This is a genomic window from Rathayibacter sp. AC451 (assembly GCF_979253095.1).
Genome location: NZ_CEEDBD010000002.1, coordinates 40,007 through 55,507, shown reverse-complemented (window position 1 = coordinate 55,507; position 15,501 = coordinate 40,007). Strand labels below are relative to the sequence as shown.

The window sequence follows — 15,501 nt, the reverse complement described above, 5'->3', positions numbered from 1 at the left end:
CGATGGAAGGGCTGGGGATCAGGGGAGGGCGAGGGGTGGAACAGGCGCCGGCAAGGAGTCGCGCTGACCTACGGCGCCGCCCGGGTGGGAGAAGCGAACGCTCTCCCACGAGTACTGGCGCGTGCGCATCAGGACGAGGGCCAGGGCATCGAGCCACGCGCCGTATGCGAGGGTCGACCCCATGGCGATGACAGAGCCGGGGTCGGCCTCATCGGGGGTTCGCAGCACCACTGTGATGTCGGCGGCCTCGGCGAGGACCGAGGTGGAAGCGCTCGTGAGCGCGACCACGGTCGCCCCGATCGTGCGCACGCGGTCGACGAGATCGTTCACTTCGGCGCTGGATCCACCTTTGGACAGGGCGATCACCACGTCGTCCGCCGACACGGCGCCCAGGGAGCCGTGAAGAGCCTCGGTGGGGTGGAGGAAGAACGCGGGAGTACCCGTGACGGAGAACAGGTGGGCGGCTCGTCGAGCGATGAAGCCCGAGGTGCCGACGCCGGTCACGATGACGCGTCCCGCGCTGTCCCCGATCGCCGAGGCGGTGAGGACGAGGTTCTCGTCGATCTGATCGGCAATGGATCGGACGGCGTCGCTCTCTGCTTGCACCAGGACGCGAGCGGCCTCGATGACCGATGAGATCGCTTCGGTCATGATCGCGGCCCTTCCTTCCTCATGATTCGGTGGGGCCCAACGGCTCCAGCGGCGTGAGATGAGTATTGGAACCCGTCCGCACATCCGTCAACAAGGCCGCTCATTTGAGCGCTACGCTCGTGTGAGCAGGAGCCGCGCAGAGCGGCGCAGAGAGGGTGGCCGAGATGAGCACCAGTGCAGGAACGGGCATGCTCGCCGCGACCGTCGCACGCCGTTACTACATGGACGGCGAGTCCAAGTCGAAGATCGCGGACGAACTCGGCATCTCCCGCTTCAAAGTCGCGCGGTTGCTCGAGCTCAGCCTCAAAGAGGGGATCGTCCGGATCACGATCACCGCACCCATCGCCTACAACGTCGAGCTGTCCGAACTCGTCCGGAAGAGGTTCGGCCTGCGCCAGGTGATCGTGGTGGACACGCCCGACGACGAGCACGATCCCGGACGAGTCCGCCACCGGATCGGCGCCGCCGCAGCAGGCCTCCTCTCGGAACTCGTCACCGAGGACGACGTCCTGGGCATCGGCTGGGGCCGCACGATGAGTGCGATGGCCAACGAGCTGCACTCCATCGCCGCCTGCCCCGTCGTCCAGCTCGGCGGGATGATGGGCTCCGTCCGTGAGAACTCCCTCGAGCTGGTGAGGCGCATCAGCGATGTGGGAGGCGGGCGCGCCTATCCCCTGTTCGTTCCTCTCGTCGCTCACGACGCGGCGACGGCGAGTGGGCTGCGGAGCCAGCCCGCCGTCCAGGCGGTATGGCGGCAGTTCGACTCCATCACGATCGCGGCCGTCGCCGTCGGCTCTTGGGAGCCGGCCGACTCGCAGCTGCGCGAAGGCCTCGAACAGCAGGAACGGGAACGACTTACGAAGAAAGGCGTCTCCGCCGAGATCGTCGCCACCCTGCTCCGCAAGGACGGGAGCATCATCACCGATCTCGACGACCGCGCTCTCGCTTTCGACCTCGAGCACCTCAAGAAGGTGCCCCAGCTCATCCTCGTCGCCGGCGGCGTGAAGAAGGCACAGGCCATCCGAGCATGCCTGAACGCCTCCCTCGGGACCGTCCTCGTCACGGATCGATCGCTGGCACGCGCACTCCTGAACACGGCTTAGACCTCGATGCTCGTTCACATGCCGCTCACATGAGCGGGAGCATTGACGAGTGAGCGCTCGATGCCTGTAATGGAGAAGCGGTCGTGCTGTGCGGCCTGCTTCGCGGCCGCCGCGCTTCCGACGCCCGCCTCCGGTAACGATGCCGGACCTACCGCGTCCGCGCTGAACGGAAGAAGACCGTGCCTCTCATCGCCGGCGTCGATTCCTCGACGCAATCCACGAAGGTCGTGCTCTGCGACGCCGACGACGGCCGCGTCGTCGGTGCTGGCTCCTCGCCGCATCCCCCGACCTTCCCGCCACTGAGCGAGCAGGATCCGGAGAGCTGGTGGACAGCACTGACTCTCGCGATGTCAGCCGCGCTCGACTCCGCACACGCCTCCGGCCGCGATGTCGCCGCCATCAGCGTCGCGGCTCAATGCCACGGGCTCATCGCCCTCGACGCCGACGACACGGTCATCCGACGCGCGAAACTGTGGAACGACACGACCTCCTCGCCCGAGATGGAGGAGCTGCGAGCAGCGATCAGCGCCGAGGAATGGGCGCAACGCACCGGTTCGGTGCCGACGGCGGCTTTCACCGTCTCGAAGCTCCTCTGGCTGCACCGGCACGAACCTCAGAACGCTGCGCGCCTGCGGACGGTGCTGCTCCCCCATGACTGGCTGACCTGGCGACTCACCGGCGACAAGGTTACCGATCGGTCCGAGGCCAGCGGAACCGGATACTTCGACGCGGCAACGGGTCGCTACGACGAAGGGATCCTCGAACTCATTGACGCCGACCGCGAGTGGCTGACAGCGCTGCCTCGCGTGCACGGCCCCCAGCAGGCAGCGGGGACCCTGACAAGCGCCGCAGCGGCGGTGCTAGGGCTCCACCCGGGCATCGTCGTAGGACCAGGAGCCGGAGACCAGCACGCGAGCGCCCTCGGTCTCGGAGTCGGCTCCGGCGACGTCGCCTACTCGTTCGGCACGTCCGGAGTGGTCTTCACGAGCACGGAGACTCCCGTCCACGACCCCACCGGCATCGTGGACGGAGTGGCGAACGCGGCGGGCGGGTTCCTCCCCCTGTCGTCGACGTTGAACGCGGCTCGAGTGACCGACACCTTCGGCCGGCTCTTCGGCGTAGACCACGCGGAGTTCTCCAGGCTCGCTCTCGCCGCCGACATCGGCGGCACGCCCTCCTTCGCCGCCTACCTCGACGGGGAGAGGAAGCCGAATCTGCCGGAGGCCCGCGGAGTCCTCTCCGGGATCACGTCCTCCACGTCTCGAGAGCAGATCGCCCGAGCCGCGGTGGAAGGAGTTGTCTTCGGACTGGTCCGGGGAGAGCGCGCGCTGACCGCCCTCGGCGTATCCACCGACGGGATCACCATCGCAACCGGCGGAGGCGCTCGATCACGCGCTTACCTTCAGGTCCTCGCCGATGCCACGGGCCGCTCCGTGCACACGTCTCCCTCCGTCGAATCCGTCGCCGTCGGGGCCGCCATGCAGGCGAGCGCTTGCTCGACGGGTCGGCCCCTTGCGACGATCGTCAGCGACTGGGCGCCGACGCCCGTCCGCGTTCTCGACCCTCAGCACGTCGCCGAGACGCAGGACAGCTTCGACCGCTACCTCGTCACCGCCTCATGGCGAGGCGGTGACCGGTCATGACCACGAGCACACCCTGGGTCACGGTACGAGCGGAGCACCAGCAGGTCTTCGACGCCATCGACGAGAACGCCTTCTCCGTCTTCAGCCGCACGCTGCTCGACTCGCCGCGTCGGTGGTTCTTCAGCGGACAAGGCCGATCCGGACTCGTTGCGCAGATGGCCGCGATGCGGTTCATGCACCTCGGGTTAGACGCTCGCATGGTCGGAGAACCCACCGCACCTGCCCTCCGCGAGGGCGACGGGCTGGTCGTCATCTCTAGCTCAGGGACGACACCGGTCTCCCTCGCCTACGCGGGGATCGCCCGAGCACAGGGAGCAGTGGTCGCCGTCGTCACAGCACGACTGGAGAGTCCCCTGGCCGCGCTCGCGGATGTCGTTCTTCCGGTGACGCTGCCCGCTACGAAGCAGTTTGCCGGAAGCCTCTTCGAGCAGGCGTCGCTCATCCTCTTCGACTCGCTGATCCTGGCAGCGGTCGACGGAGACGAGGCCGTGCTGACGGCCATGCAGGAGCGGCACACCAACCTGCAATGACGTCGACTCCTCAGAGGGGTGCTGGTCTAGGTGACCGTGCCATCGCGAATATCACCTTCCGAGCCACTTAAGGGCGCCGGCCAGCAGGGCGAGGTGTCCTCGGGAGGTGAAGGAGGCGGCGTTGTGGCCGAGCGCGTCGTAGAAAGTGCGACCGCCGTCGGGGCGCTCGACTGCCCACGCGATCGGGTGATCTCGCCTTTCGTAGTGGTGGGTGGCGAGGATCTGCGCGGCAGGGGCTACCTCAAGCAGGGAGTAGCGCTCGTCCTCGACATCGAAGTCGGTGACCTGCTCGATCACGGGATGCGGCACGGTGGCGAGCTGGATCCGGGCGGGCCCGAAGTGCGGATGCATCGATCTACCCCTTCTCCAGCGGCCTCCGAGAAGGGCCGGCCATTCCGGCGCGTCGACGAAGGTGGTCGAGCTGACATGGATCCCGAGGACCGGCATCGTGGAGCGCTCGATGAGCGCGAGCGCCGACCTGCCTTCCAGGTTCGGCGTAGGGCGTCCATCCCGAGGGAGACCCGCGTTGACGACGAGCAGGTCGGGCATCGCTGATCGGCCGCTCGCGAGATCCGAGAGCGCTTCGTCGACATCACCGCGGACGTCGACTCGATGGCCGCGCGCTGTGAGCAGCGCGGACAACGCCCCCGTCGTCTCGGTAAACGGATGCCAGGGGTCGCTGTATCTGCCCTCGCCGGTCAGGAGGAGCGTCGTCACGAGGAGATTCCGCTCGCTGCGCTCACCACGCCGGCGGTCGACGCCGCAGGAACCCTGATGCGTCCGACTCGTCGACGGGGTCTGCACGGAGTCGGAAATCGCAGAAGTCAGCGGTGAAGGTCGCGTCGACCAGGTCGACGACGTCGAGGCCGGCGAACGCTCCGGTGAAGCGCAGGCGTGGGCCGTGGTCGTCGGAGAGGAAGGTGATGTCCACGGCCTCCCCGATGCGAGTGGGCGTCGTGTGCACCGGCCCCGCCAACAGGATCGCGAGGGGTCCGTCGAGGTCGGCGCGGAGGGTGACCGGCCCGGTCTCCGGGAGTGCGCGGACAGCGAGGACGGTCTGCCCGTCCGGGTCGCGTCGGGTGAGGACGAGGGCGCGGTGGCCTCGTCCTTCCCACTGCTGACCGCGCTGCGGCTCCCCGTCGGGTTCCCGCCAGGTGATGTGCAGCGAGAGGTAGGCGTCGGTGTTGTACCAGAGCACCAGCCCGGCGGCCTGGGTGAAGGAGACGGGGTTCGCGTCGACCGTGACGCTGACGGTCGTCCGGTGCTCGGTGAGGGGCTGGGCGATCAGGCTGTGCTCGCGGAGCGATTCAGGACCCTGGCGTCCGCGCAGTCGGATCCATCCGGGTCGTGCGTCCTGGTCGATCCAGTCCCGCAAGGCAGGTGTCCGCAGCGTCCGCCACGGCCAGGGCAGGAGCGATCGCGGAGGCGTCGGACCGACCGCGGAGTGCGGGACGTCCGGCAGGTCGAGTTCGATCCTCGGATGCCAGCCGCCTCCTTTCAGCCGGGGCCAGCCGTCCCGCCAGTCGATCTCCTGCAGGGCGCTCTCCCGGCCGAGGGTGTTGAATGCGCCGTCCTTGGTGCGGATCGGTCGGCTGACGAGGTGGCCGAGGTACCAGCGCCCTGACGGCGTCCGGATCAGTTCTCCGTGCCCGGCCTTCTGCAGGGGCAGGTCGAGAGCGTCGCGGGTCGTGAGCAGGGGGACGTCGTCGACCTCGTAGGGTCCGTGGAGTGAGCGGCTCCGGGCCATGAGGACACCGTGCTCGATCCCGGTTCCCCCCTCGGCGAGGGCGAGCACGAACCAGCCGTCGTGGTGGATGATCTTGGGTCCCTCGACGAGGTCGGGACGCTGCAGGAGGAGCGAGGTCGGGCCCGTCGTGTGGAGGACCCCGCCGTCGTCCACCAGCTCGGTGAGGACGATGCCGTCGAAGCGGTTCCCTCCGGGGCGGTGGTCGTTCTGGATGTTCACCAGCCAGTGCCGACCCTCGTGATGGAACAGCGACGGATCGAACCCGAGACCGCTCACGCGCTGCGGCTCGGACCACTCGCCGGGGAGACCGTCCACGTCCGGAGCGCGAGCGATGTAGGTCGCGAGGTTGAAGTACGGGCTCTGCAGCGACTCCACGATCGAGTAGACCACCCAGAACACGCCGTCCGCGGAGGAGAGAGCGGGCGCCCAGATCCCGGCCGAGTCCGGGTAGCCCGTCAGCGACCGGCCGGGTGCCGCCGACTCGACGGCACCGTGGAACTCCCACGTCGTGAGGTCCCGCGATCGCTGGATCGGGATCGTGGGGAACCACTCGAAGGAGCTGACCGCGAGCAGGTACCAGTCCCCGACGCGGAGGAAGGAGGGATCGGGCGAGAACCCGCGGACTACGGGGTTGGCCGTCGTCACCATCACGCCCTCCTGTCGAGGTGGAGGATCCGGGCGCTCGGGCCGGGAGCAGTGCGCACCTGCACGAGGCCGTCCGCGGAGCCGATGGCCCACTCGGCGTCACCGCGCGGGAAGGCGATCGTCGGGCTCCCGTCGACGCGGAGGGAGAACTCCGTGGCGTGCTCGCCGCGATCCCAGACGAACAGCAGCACGTCGTCACCGTCACGGAAGCCGACGACGACGAGCTCGTCCTCCCACCTGGGCAGCCCGAGGGGCCAGAACGGCGTGGAGCGCGCCAGGAGCAGCCGGTGCTCCTTCGCGAAGGCCACCGCGCCGGCGACCAGCGCGGACTGCGACGGCCGCAGCCGGTCGAGGAAGCCGGAGAGGATGAGGGCGTCCCGGCAGTCCCGTGACGAGGGTGAACACCGTCTCCTCCTCGGTCATCCCGGCGCTCGGATAGGCCCAGTTGCCGCTCTGCTCGGGGAGGACCGCCGCGGGTGATGCGGCGGCGATGACGGGGTAGCGGAGGAAGTCCTGCTGGTCCGACGTCGACTGCAGGTCGTTCTCGACGAGGTAGGCGTAGTCCATCCGCATCGCTCCGGAGGAGCAGTTCTCGAGGATCAGATCCGGATGCCGCTCGCGGATACCCCTCAACCAGCCGACGAAGGCCCGGCTGTGCGCGAGGAGGCCGTCGCCGGCCGCCGTGGCGTCCCGCTCGGTCCCCGCTCCCGGGTTGACGTTGTAGTCGAGCTTGAGGTATCCGATGCCGTAGTCGCGGACGAGTCCGTCCACGACCGCGTCGAGATGAGCCCGGGCGGCCGGGTGCCGGAAGTCGAGGTGGAAGCGCTCGTGCTCGAGGACCCGAGTGCCGAAGCGCTGGAAGAACGCCTCCTCGGGGAGGCTGCTCGCCATCGGACTCGTGACTCCGACCACCTCGGGCTCCAGCCACGTGCCGGCGATCATCCCGGCTGACCGGATCTCGTCGAGGATCGAGAGGAATCCGCCGTCGAACCGGTCCGGATTCTCGGCCCACTCCCCCACCGAGTTCCACCAGTCGCCGGGCCCGGCGAACCAGCCGGCATCGATGCAGAACACCTCGGCGCCCGCCGCGGCCGCTCCCGCGATGAGGGGCCGGAGCTTCTCGCTCGTCGGGTCCCCCATCAGCGTGTTCATGAAGTCGTTGTAGATCACCGGCAGACCGCGGATCCCGCCGTGGCGGGCGACGAGCCACCGCCGGTACTGCGTGAGCTCGGTCAGCGCCGCGTCTCTCTCCCCGTCGACGACGACCACGGCGGCCGGCGCGGCGGTGAACGAGTCCCCGGGGGCGAGGCGGTGGGCGAAGTGGTGCTCGAGGTCCGCGGGACCGGCCAGGCTCAGGAAGCCCCCATCCAGGGCGGAGCCGAGGGACCACTGCCAGGCCGTGCCCGATTCGATCTGCCAGGCGAGGCTCGACGAGGTGCCCGGATCGACGACGACGCCGAGCGGGAGGTGCTCTCCGGTCGGCCAGGCGCCGTGGCTGGTGAGGGCGAACCGGCCCCGGCCGTCCTGCGCGTGGATGCCCAGCGAGAGCGCGGGGACGCGGTCGCGGAGGAGGTCCTCGTGCCAGCGGCTCTCGGCCAGCCACTCGCTGTCGGCCCAGGCGAGCACCATCGGGTCGAGGTCGGCTTCGGCGCGGCCGATGCCGATCACCGCCGACGTGACGGCGGTCAGCACGACAGGCGCTGAGCCGGCGTTCGCGACGTGCTGTGTGATCCGGAGCGCGCGGAGACCGCGTGGTCGGGTGAACGTGCTGACGACGCGTACTCCCGTCCGCGGGTCGGACTGGGTGACGGTCACCTCCAAGGCGTCCTCCAGCTCCCTCTCGACGAGGGAGTCCTGTCGGAGACGCTCCCCGACGGCGGAGCGGACGTAGCTCTGGCTCGTCCGGGCGCGCTGCTCGTCGGCGGTGAAGACCTCGACGACGGGCCGCCAGGACACCAGCGAAGGAGTGGTGCCGGCGAACCCGCCGAACTCGACCGGGCCGTCGAGCCCTCCCCGAAGGAGGATCCCGGCACCGCTGCCGTCGCCGGCCGACGGTACGGACGTCTGCTTCACGGAGTCCCCGCTCATGCGATCGTCGCGAGCGATTCGGCGGCCACGGGGAACGCGGGCGGGAGTCCGTCGCGCAACCGCCTCGCCTCCTCCACCACGGCCTCCCCGAGGAGCAGGAGCTCGGTCCCGCGGGACCCGGCGATGTGCGGAGTGACGAGCACGTTGGGGAAGGCGAAGAACGGATGGTCCTCGTTCAACGGTTCGGGATCCGTCACGTCGAGCACGGCATCCAGTCGACCGCTGCGCAGTTCTCCGAGGAGCGCGTCCTGGTCGATCAGCGCCTGCCGGGCCGTGTTGATGAAGGTCGCGCCGTCGCCCAGGAGGGCGAACTCCCGCCGACCGAGCAGGCCTCGTGTCGAGGGCAGGTCGGGCGCGTGCAGGGAGACGACCCGGGATCGGGTCAGCAGCTCGTCGAGCTCGACCTTCTCGACACCGAGCACGGCGGCCTCTTCGTGTGAGAGATACGGGTCGGACACCAGCACCCGGTACGAGAACGGGCTGAGGAGACGGATGAGATGCCGTCCTGTGCGCGACGCTCCGATGATCCCCACGGTGGAGCGGTAGGCGCCGATCTGCGGGTACTCGTTCTCGAGGTCGATGAAGGACTGGCGGCGGGCGTACTCCTGCGCGATCGGCAGCACCTTCTTCCCCGCGAGGAGGACCATCGCGAGGGCGTACTCGGCGACCGGGACCGCGTTAGCGTCCGCTGCGGTCGTCACGAGGATCCCGCGGTCCCACACCTCGGGGGTGGTCATTCCTTTCACGGAACCGCCGGCGTGCAGGATCGCTCGCAGCCGGGGCATGCGGTCGAGGACGCGGCCGTCGAGCGCGGGGGCGAACCATCCTGTGACGAGCACCTCGATCTCGGCCAGGACCTCGTCGGCTTCGCTCGAGTAGTCCGAGACGGTCCGGGTCAGATCGATGTCGACGAGCCGTTCGAGCTCGCGCGCGAGTCCGTCGTCGAACAAGCGGTACTGCAGGTCGGACTGCATCGCCAATGCCGCTTTCATGCGGATGCTCCTTGTCTTCCGACCGCGCAGAGACGGTCGTGGTGGCTGAGTGAAGGGCGGACGGCTACGGGGAGCGGAACGCGCTCTCTTGGTAGAGTCCGCAGACGAACAAGGGACGAGCGAGGGAACAGATGCCGCACGAGGGAACCGCTATCCGTACCGGCCCCGCCACCCTGGAGGACGTCGCCGCTCTGGCGGGCGTGTCGAGGGCGACCGCGTCCCGGGTCCTGAACCCGTCCGCCCGGACGGTGGGCGCGGCGAACCGGAAGAAGGTGGAGGCCGCGGCGGCCGAGCTGGGATACGTGGTCAACGCCTCCGCGCAGACCATCGCGAGGGGCCGCTCCGAGAGCATCGCGTTCGTCGTGAACGCGATCCCGGACGACTACCTCTCGCCCATCGCCGCCGGCGTCTTCCACGCCGCCGATGCCGCCGACCTCATGGTGACGATGGTCTCCACGAACGAGAGCGCGGCGCGTGCGCGGCGCATCGTCTCGGTGTTCCGCGGGCTGCGTCCCCGCCTCCTGGTCCTCGCCGGCAGTCGGCACGTCGACGACGCGGCCTTCGGACCCGTCGTCGACGAACTCCGGGCCTTCGAGGCCGATGGTGGCCGCGTCGTGGTCATCGGGCAGGTGGGGCTTCCCTTCGACACCGTCTCGATCGACAACATCGGCGTCGGCCGGGCGATCGCCCGCGCCTTCCTCGACCTCGGCTACGAGCAGTTCACCGTCTTCGCCGGACCGGCCAAGGCCGTCACGCCGCGCGACCGGGCGGACGGCATCCTGGCGGAGTTCGCCGACGCCGGCATCCACCTCCCGCCCGATCGCATCATCACCGGCGCGTTCTCCCGAGAGGGCGGCTACGTCGCGGCCGGCGAGTTCCTCCGGCGCCGCAGCGACACGGAGGCGATCCTCGCGACAGCGGACGCCGTCGCCCTCGGTGCGATCGCCCGCTTGCGCGAAGCCGGCGTGAAGCTCCCCGGCGACGTCGCGATCTCCGGGGTGGACGACCTCCTCGCGCTGCGGGACGTGACGCCCGCGCTCACGACCGTCCGCCTCCCCTGGAACGAGGTGGGCGTGATCGCGCTCGAGCTCGGCCTCGAGCCGGCGCCGACGGACGGGCCCCGCACTCGCACGCTCTCCGGTCATGTCGTCCTCCGGGAGAGCAGCCCCCGCCTCGTCCCCGGCGGGTGACGGCTCGTGACGAGGCCCGGTGAGCGCGCTCCCGATGGCGACCATCGTCGCGCGGAGGTCCGCGCGGTCGCGGAGGGGCAGCGCACTCACCGGTCGCCTCACTTCGCCGCGAGGTAGGCGTTCGCCTGCTTCTCGAGCTCGGCCTGCACCTTGTCGAGACCGGCGGCCTCGACCGCCTTCTTGAGGTCGTCGAGGCCCTTGTCGACGTCGACCGCGCCCGCGTAGAGCGGGTTGCCGTACTGCGCCAGCGCCTGGGTGATCTGCGCGTTCTCGGCCTCGACGGGGGCGAGGTCGGGGATGAACGAGGCGAACGGATCCGTCGTGAAGTTCTCGTAGTCCTTCGCCCAGAGGAAGTTCTGCTTCTCGGACTCGGCGATGGTGCTCGAGAGACGCTCGAGCGGGACGCGCCAGCTGAGGGCGTAGCCGGGGAAGTTGTTGTAGTCCGAGATCGACTCGAAGCTGTCCTCGCCCACGGCGTTCCAGTCCTTCCCCTCGACGCCGTACTCGAGCAGGTCGTGGTTCTCGGCGATGGAGACCCAGTCGAGCAGCTGCAGCGCCTGCTCCTGGTTCTTGCTCGCCTTGTTGACGACGACGATGTTGTCCGCCTGGAACAGCTGGTTCGGCTTCGCGTCGAGCCCCTCGGCGAAGGGCATGACGTCCAGCAGGGAGGCGCCGGGCACGGCCTTGAGCAGGCCGGGCAGGTTGGTGGTGGTCGCGGTGCCGTCCGTGATGGCCCAGGTCGAGGCTGCAGCTCCGCTCTGGAACTGGGACTGGACCGTCGCCGCGTCGATGTTGAGCATGTCGGCGTTGATGATGCCGTCGAGGTAGTACTGGCGGGTCGCGCGCAGGGCTTCGACGTACGGCTCGTGCTCCCAGAACGGGACGAGCTTCGAGGACCCGGTGGCGGTGGCGTCGGCGGCGGGGACGAACATGAGCGAGTCGGCCGAGAAGTAGACCGGGATCATGTCGGGCTTCTCCCAGCCCTGACGGTAGAACACGCCCGTGGGCGCGCCGATGGACGAGAAGGTGCTGAGCCGCGCCACGTAGGGGGTGATGCCCTCCTTCTGCTTGACGTCGTACCAGAACTTCTCGAGCGCGTCGTAGGAGTCGATGGTGCCGCCTGCGTACGTGTCCGCGAGGTCCCCGCGCACGCTGTAGTGGTGGATGCGTCCGGCCGAGTTGACCGCCGGCACGCCGTACAGCTCTCCGTCGCTCCAGCGGTTGGCTTCGAGAGCCTCGGTCGAGATCGTCGACGCGAGGTTCGAGTACGTTCCGGAAGCGAGCTGCGAGCTCAGACCGGTGAGGGCCCCGTCCGAGATCAGCTTCGAGATGTTCAGCCAGCGGGCGCTGAGCGCCGTGGCGAAGTTCTCGCCTGCGGTGAACTTGAGGAGCGACTGGTTGGAGTAGTTCTGCCAGTTGATGAACTCGGGCTTGATGGTGAAGCCCTGGTCCTTCTCGAGCTTCGTGTTGACCGCGGCGAGGACGCTGCTCCAGCCGGTGGGTGCGACGCCCGGCAGCAGCAGGCTGAGCTCGCTCGACGAGCCGGAGGAGCCGCCTCCGCCCGTGCAGGCGGCGAGGGAGAGCAGCGCGGCTGCGCCGGCTCCTCCCGCGAGGAAGCCGCGCCGGGAGAAGCCGCGACCAGCAGCAGTGGTGATCGGTGCCATGAGGAGTTCCTTTCGAATGTGATCGCCGGCTGCCGAGCGCAGGCTCGGTCGGCGGGCCTCCGTGAGGGGGAGGTCGCGTGGGTGGAGAGCAGTGCGAGGGGCGTCAGCCCTTCGTCGCTCCGAGGGTGAGGCCCTTGACGAAGTACCGCTGGGCGAAGGGGTAGGCGAAGAGGATGGGGGCGATCGTCACGACCGTCATGGCGAGACGGATCTGGTAGGCGGGTGCCGTTCCGGTCTGCGACAGGTTGTTGGCGTTGCCGATGCTCGCGATGAGGTTCTGCAGCACGAGCTGGAGCGGGTACTGGTCGACGTCCGTGATGAACAGCAGGGCGTGGAACCAGTCGTTCCAGTAGGTGACCCCGTAGAACAGGGCGATGACGGCGAGCACCGGCTTCGAGAGCGGAAGCACGATCTGGAAGAAGACGCGCAGCTCGCCTGCGCCGTCGATCTTCGCCGAGTCGAGGATCTCGACGGGCACGGCCCTGAAGAAGGACACCTGCACGAAGACGAGGAAGGGAGCGAGTGCGAGAGGCAGGATCACGGAGAAGAGGGAGTTCTGCAGCTGCAGCACCTGCGTGACCAGGATGTAGAGCGGGACGAGCCCTCCGGTGAAGAGCATGGGGATGTAGGCGAACACGGCAAGCGACGTGCTCAGGCGCGGAAGGCCCCGCGCGATGACCCAGCTGATGCCGGAGGTCGCCGCGAGCGCGATCGCGGTTCCGACGACGGTGATGAAGATCGACGCGCCGTACGCCATCCACAGCCGGCCCCCCGCGAAGAGAGTCGCGTAGGCCTCGACCGAGAACGGGGTGGGCCAGAACGAGTACCCGGTGCGGGAGAGCACGGATTCGTCGGTGAAGGATCCGGCGACGACCATCCAGAACGGGATCAGGCAGGCGAGAGCGAACAGCGACGTCCCCACGTAGCTGATGATCGTGAACGTCTCCGGACGCCGGCGGGGTCGACTCGGCACGGTCGTCGGCGTCCCCTGGTCATCGGGGAGGGCCGTCGGGACATCGGGGGTCAGGACAGTGCTCATAGCAGCGAGGTCTCCTTGGCGTAGCGCCGCTGCACGAGCGTCGCGAGGACGACGAGGACGAATCCGACGACGGACTGGAACAGCCCGATCGCTGCGGTGGTCCCGAAGTCGCCCAGGGTTCTGAGGGAGCGGAAGACGTAGGTGTCGATGACGTCGGTGGACGAGAAGAGGGTCCCGTTGTCACCGACGATCGCGTAGATGGTGCCGAAGTCTCCGTAGAAGATGCGTCCGACGCCGAGGACGAGCAGGATCGCCGCGGTCGGCATGAGCAGTGGCGTGGTGATGCGCAGGGCCATCTGCCAGCGCGAGGCTCCGTCGATCTGGCCGGCCTCGTACACCTCCTCAGGGATTGCGGTGAGCGCCGCGAGGAAGATCACCGAGAGGTACCCGCCCTGCTGCCAGACCTTGACGATGGTGAGGATCCACGGCCACGGACCGGGCTCGGTGTACCAGCTGATCGACGGTGCTCGAAGACATTCAGCATGTCGTTGACCATGCCGCCGCGTCCGCCGACTCCGGCGAGGTAGGACTGCAGGAAGATGCTGACCACGATGGGCGAGACGAAGTACGGGATGAAGATCACCGACTGCAGGAACTTCTTCGTCGTCTTCCCGCGGATCTCGTTGAGCATCAGCGCGAGGAGGATCCCGGAGAGGAGCGTCGCTGCGAGGAAGAGGACGTTGAGGAACAGGGTGTTGGCGAGGATCCGGCCGGCGTCGCCCGAGGTGAAGAAGAAGGCGAAGTTGTCGAATCCGACGAACGGCGAGCCGAAGATCCCCGAGCTCACGGAGAAGTCCTGGAACGCCACGATCAGGCCGGCCATCGGCGCGTAGGAGAACACCAGGAACAGGATGATCGCGGGTACCGCGAGGATCACGAGTCCGTAGTCCCGCGGCTGGCGTCCGCCGTTGCCGAGGCGCTTGGGCCGACGACCCTGCTTCCGGCTCACGGCGACATCCGCTCCGAGCGCCGACTGGTGACCGTCCGTGGTGATGGTGGTCGTCATCGCGTCCACCCCGCGCCGGGTCCGCTCGCTCCGCGCTCATGGGCGCGGCACGCGGAAGGCGGCCTCGTTGTCTTCAGCATCATTGCTCCTTGTGGTCCTGGGGCGCCGGCCGGTCGGATCTCCTCCGCCGGAATGCGTTTTCCAATAGTGGAGCCGCTCCGTTCCGGATGTCAAGGAAAGCCGCATAAAATAGCGCCGTGACTCATGGAGAGCGGTATCCAGGCGCATCCTACGCCTCCCCTGCAAACTCCGTCCCGGCGGAGCGGGTCCGCGTCGGCAGCGCGGCCCTGCGCGTCCACCGCTTCCCGGGCCGAGTGGGGCGCCGCTTCGTCCTCGTGCACGGATGGGGCTGCAGCTCGGCGAGCTGGGAGGAGTCGATCGAGGGGCTCCTCGACCTGGGCGACGTCGTCGCGCTGGACCTCCGCGGCCACGGCGGATCGGAGGCCGGTTCCGTCCGCGCCTCGATCCCGCGCTTGGCGAGGGACGTGCTCGAGGTCGTCGACACGCTCGGTCCGGGCAGGGTCACGCTGATCGGCCACTCGATGGGTGGCGCGGTGGTCACAGCAGCGGCGGTGTCCGAGCCGCGCTCGATCGACTCGCTCGTCGTGATCGATCCCGCCTACGGGGCGGACGACGAGGAGATGGGCAGTGCGCCGGCGCGGCTGCACGAGTACCGCGCCGCCGGTCCCGGGAAGGCCGCGGCCGACGTCGGCCGAGCCTTCTCCTCCGATGCCCCCGAAGCCCTGATCGGCAGGGCGCGGAAAGACCTGCTGCGTGCGTCTCCTCGCGTCCTCGCCGACGCCTTCGAGTCGCTCTACCTCGCTCCGGAGTCGTTCGGCGCGGCTGACGCCGCCGTCGAGTACCTGCGGAGGCGACGCCAGCCGACGCTCGCGCTGTACCCGACCCGCGACCGCGCGGCGACAGAGCACCGCGCCGCCGACGGGAGCGGCCCGGTCTCGATCCGCATCGCCCCCGTGCAGAGCCACTTCCTCCACGAGGAGGCGCCGACGTGGTTCGTGTCCACCGTCCGCGACTGGACCACTGGTGCAGACCTCCCATCTCCGACCCGGTGATCCGACGACGCTGCCGTTGCCGACGTGAGCGGATCCGCTCCGTGCAGCAACGGCAGCGACGTCTCAGCGGGCAGCGCCAGCGGGAACGGTCTCGTACCCGCCTACCGGGCGTCGTACGGAGCCGTGAGGG

At 69.0% G+C, this 15,501-nt stretch carries 15 protein-coding genes; 5 read left to right on the top strand and 10 right to left on the bottom strand.

Going from position 1 to position 15,501, the window contains the following annotated elements; all coding sequences use genetic code 11:
• Positions 1-18: 18 nt before the first annotated feature.
• Positions 19-651, bottom strand: a complete 633-nt coding sequence (locus AC0CID_RS19465; RefSeq protein WP_465228204.1) for an SIS domain-containing protein — start codon at positions 649-651, stop codon at positions 19-21.
• 164 nt (positions 652-815) lie between these two features.
• Here AC0CID_RS19465 and AC0CID_RS19460 point away from each other — a divergent pair, with 164 nt between their 5' ends.
• The 3 genes from AC0CID_RS19460 (at position 816) to AC0CID_RS19450 (ending at position 3,927) form a co-directional block, all read left to right on the top strand.
• The gene (locus AC0CID_RS19460) at positions 816-1,754 is read left to right on the top strand and encodes a sugar-binding transcriptional regulator (protein ID WP_465228203.1); all 939 of its coding nucleotides are present in this window, start codon (positions 816-818) and stop codon (positions 1,752-1,754) included.
• 179 nt (positions 1,755-1,933) lie between these two features.
• On the top strand, positions 1,934-3,397 hold the full coding sequence (xylB, locus tag AC0CID_RS19455; RefSeq protein WP_465228202.1) for a xylulokinase: 1,464 nt from the start codon (positions 1,934-1,936) through the stop codon (positions 3,395-3,397).
• A complete protein-coding gene (locus AC0CID_RS19450) occupies positions 3,394-3,927 on the top strand; it encodes an SIS domain-containing protein (protein WP_465228201.1) in 534 nt (177 codons plus the stop codon). Before xylB ends, AC0CID_RS19450 begins: the two co-directional genes overlap by 4 nt.
• A 51-nt stretch (positions 3,928-3,978) precedes the next feature.
• Here the strand turns inward: AC0CID_RS19450 and AC0CID_RS19445 are convergent, their stop codons facing one another.
• The 5 genes from AC0CID_RS19445 to AC0CID_RS19425 are packed head-to-tail and all read right to left on the bottom strand — an operon-like array spanning position 3,979 to position 9,399.
• Complete coding sequence (locus tag AC0CID_RS19445; RefSeq protein ID WP_465228200.1) at positions 3,979-4,644, bottom strand: ThuA domain-containing protein; 666 nt, start codon at positions 4,642-4,644, stop codon at positions 3,979-3,981.
• A 22-nt stretch (positions 4,645-4,666) separates the two neighbouring features.
• Complete coding sequence (locus AC0CID_RS19440) at positions 4,667-6,322, bottom strand: glycoside hydrolase family 43 protein (RefSeq protein ID WP_465228199.1); 1,656 nt, start codon at positions 6,320-6,322, stop codon at positions 4,667-4,669.
• Complete coding sequence (locus AC0CID_RS19435) at positions 6,322-6,510, bottom strand: hypothetical protein (protein ID WP_465228198.1); 189 nt, start codon at positions 6,508-6,510, stop codon at positions 6,322-6,324. The genes AC0CID_RS19440 and AC0CID_RS19435 overlap by 1 nt, the downstream gene beginning before the upstream one ends.
• A gap of 10 nt (positions 6,511-6,520) precedes the next feature.
• Positions 6,521-8,407, bottom strand: coding sequence for a glycoside hydrolase family 36 protein (locus AC0CID_RS19430; RefSeq protein WP_465228197.1), 1,887 nt, complete (start codon positions 8,405-8,407; stop codon positions 6,521-6,523).
• The gene (locus AC0CID_RS19425) at positions 8,404-9,399 is read right to left on the bottom strand and encodes a hydroxyacid dehydrogenase (protein WP_465228196.1); all 996 of its coding nucleotides are present in this window, start codon (positions 9,397-9,399) and stop codon (positions 8,404-8,406) included. The genes AC0CID_RS19430 and AC0CID_RS19425 overlap by 4 nt, the downstream gene beginning before the upstream one ends.
• Before the next feature lie 131 nt (positions 9,400-9,530).
• Between AC0CID_RS19425 and AC0CID_RS19420 the strand changes: the two genes are divergently transcribed.
• Positions 9,531-10,589: a LacI family DNA-binding transcriptional regulator gene (locus AC0CID_RS19420; protein WP_465228195.1), complete on the top strand. Its 1,059-nt coding sequence runs from the start codon at positions 9,531-9,533 to the stop codon at positions 10,587-10,589.
• Positions 10,590-10,687: 98 nt separating this feature from the next.
• On the opposite strand, the gene AC0CID_RS19415 is transcribed toward AC0CID_RS19420, so the two are convergent.
• From AC0CID_RS19415 to AC0CID_RS19400, 4 genes are all read right to left on the bottom strand, one after another.
• Positions 10,688-12,253, bottom strand: coding sequence for an ABC transporter substrate-binding protein (locus tag AC0CID_RS19415; protein WP_465228194.1), 1,566 nt, complete (start codon positions 12,251-12,253; stop codon positions 10,688-10,690).
• 103 nt (positions 12,254-12,356) lie between these two features.
• The gene (locus AC0CID_RS19410) at positions 12,357-13,292 is read right to left on the bottom strand and encodes a carbohydrate ABC transporter permease (protein ID WP_465228193.1); all 936 of its coding nucleotides are present in this window, start codon (positions 13,290-13,292) and stop codon (positions 12,357-12,359) included.
• On the bottom strand, positions 13,289-13,705 hold the full coding sequence (locus AC0CID_RS19405; protein ID WP_465228312.1) for an ABC transporter permease subunit: 417 nt from the start codon (positions 13,703-13,705) through the stop codon (positions 13,289-13,291). Before AC0CID_RS19405 ends, AC0CID_RS19410 begins: the two co-directional genes overlap by 4 nt.
• On the bottom strand, positions 13,666-14,298 hold the full coding sequence (locus AC0CID_RS19400; protein ID WP_465228316.1) for a hypothetical protein: 633 nt from the start codon (positions 14,296-14,298) through the stop codon (positions 13,666-13,668). Before AC0CID_RS19400 ends, AC0CID_RS19405 begins: the two co-directional genes overlap by 40 nt.
• Before the next feature lie 314 nt (positions 14,299-14,612).
• Between AC0CID_RS19400 and AC0CID_RS19395 the strand changes: the two genes are divergently transcribed.
• Positions 14,613-15,371 carry an alpha/beta fold hydrolase gene (locus tag AC0CID_RS19395; RefSeq protein WP_465228192.1) on the top strand — a complete coding sequence of 253 codons (759 nt, stop codon included), beginning with the start codon at positions 14,613-14,615 and terminating at the stop codon, positions 15,369-15,371.
• Positions 15,372-15,501: the final 130 nt, after the last annotated feature.

Excerpts from the sequence above, each read along its gene's own strand:
- AC0CID_RS19465 (WP_465228204.1), bottom strand. The coding sequence starts at position 651 with ATGACCGAAGCGATCTCATCGGTCATCGAGGCCGCTCGCGTCCTGGTG.
- AC0CID_RS19460 (WP_465228203.1), top strand. The coding sequence starts at position 816 with ATGAGCACCAGTGCAGGAACGGGCATGCTCGCCGCGACCGTCGCACGC.
- AC0CID_RS19450 (WP_465228201.1), top strand. The coding sequence starts at position 3,394 with ATGACCACGAGCACACCCTGGGTCACGGTACGAGCGGAGCACCAGCAG.
- AC0CID_RS19440 (WP_465228199.1), bottom strand. The coding sequence starts at position 6,322 with ATGGTGACGACGGCCAACCCCGTAGTCCGCGGGTTCTCGCCCGATCCC.
- AC0CID_RS19430 (WP_465228197.1), bottom strand. The coding sequence starts at position 8,407 with ATGAGCGGGGACTCCGTGAAGCAGACGTCCGTACCGTCGGCCGGCGAC.
- AC0CID_RS19425 (WP_465228196.1), bottom strand. The coding sequence starts at position 9,399 with ATGAAAGCGGCATTGGCGATGCAGTCCGACCTGCAGTACCGCTTGTTC.
- AC0CID_RS19420 (WP_465228195.1), top strand. The coding sequence starts at position 9,531 with ATGCCGCACGAGGGAACCGCTATCCGTACCGGCCCCGCCACCCTGGAG.
- AC0CID_RS19415 (WP_465228194.1), bottom strand. The coding sequence starts at position 12,253 with ATGGCACCGATCACCACTGCTGCTGGTCGCGGCTTCTCCCGGCGCGGC.
- AC0CID_RS19410 (WP_465228193.1), bottom strand. The coding sequence starts at position 13,292 with ATGAGCACTGTCCTGACCCCCGATGTCCCGACGGCCCTCCCCGATGAC.
- AC0CID_RS19400 (WP_465228316.1), bottom strand. The coding sequence starts at position 14,298 with ATGACGACCACCATCACCACGGACGGTCACCAGTCGGCGCTCGGAGCG.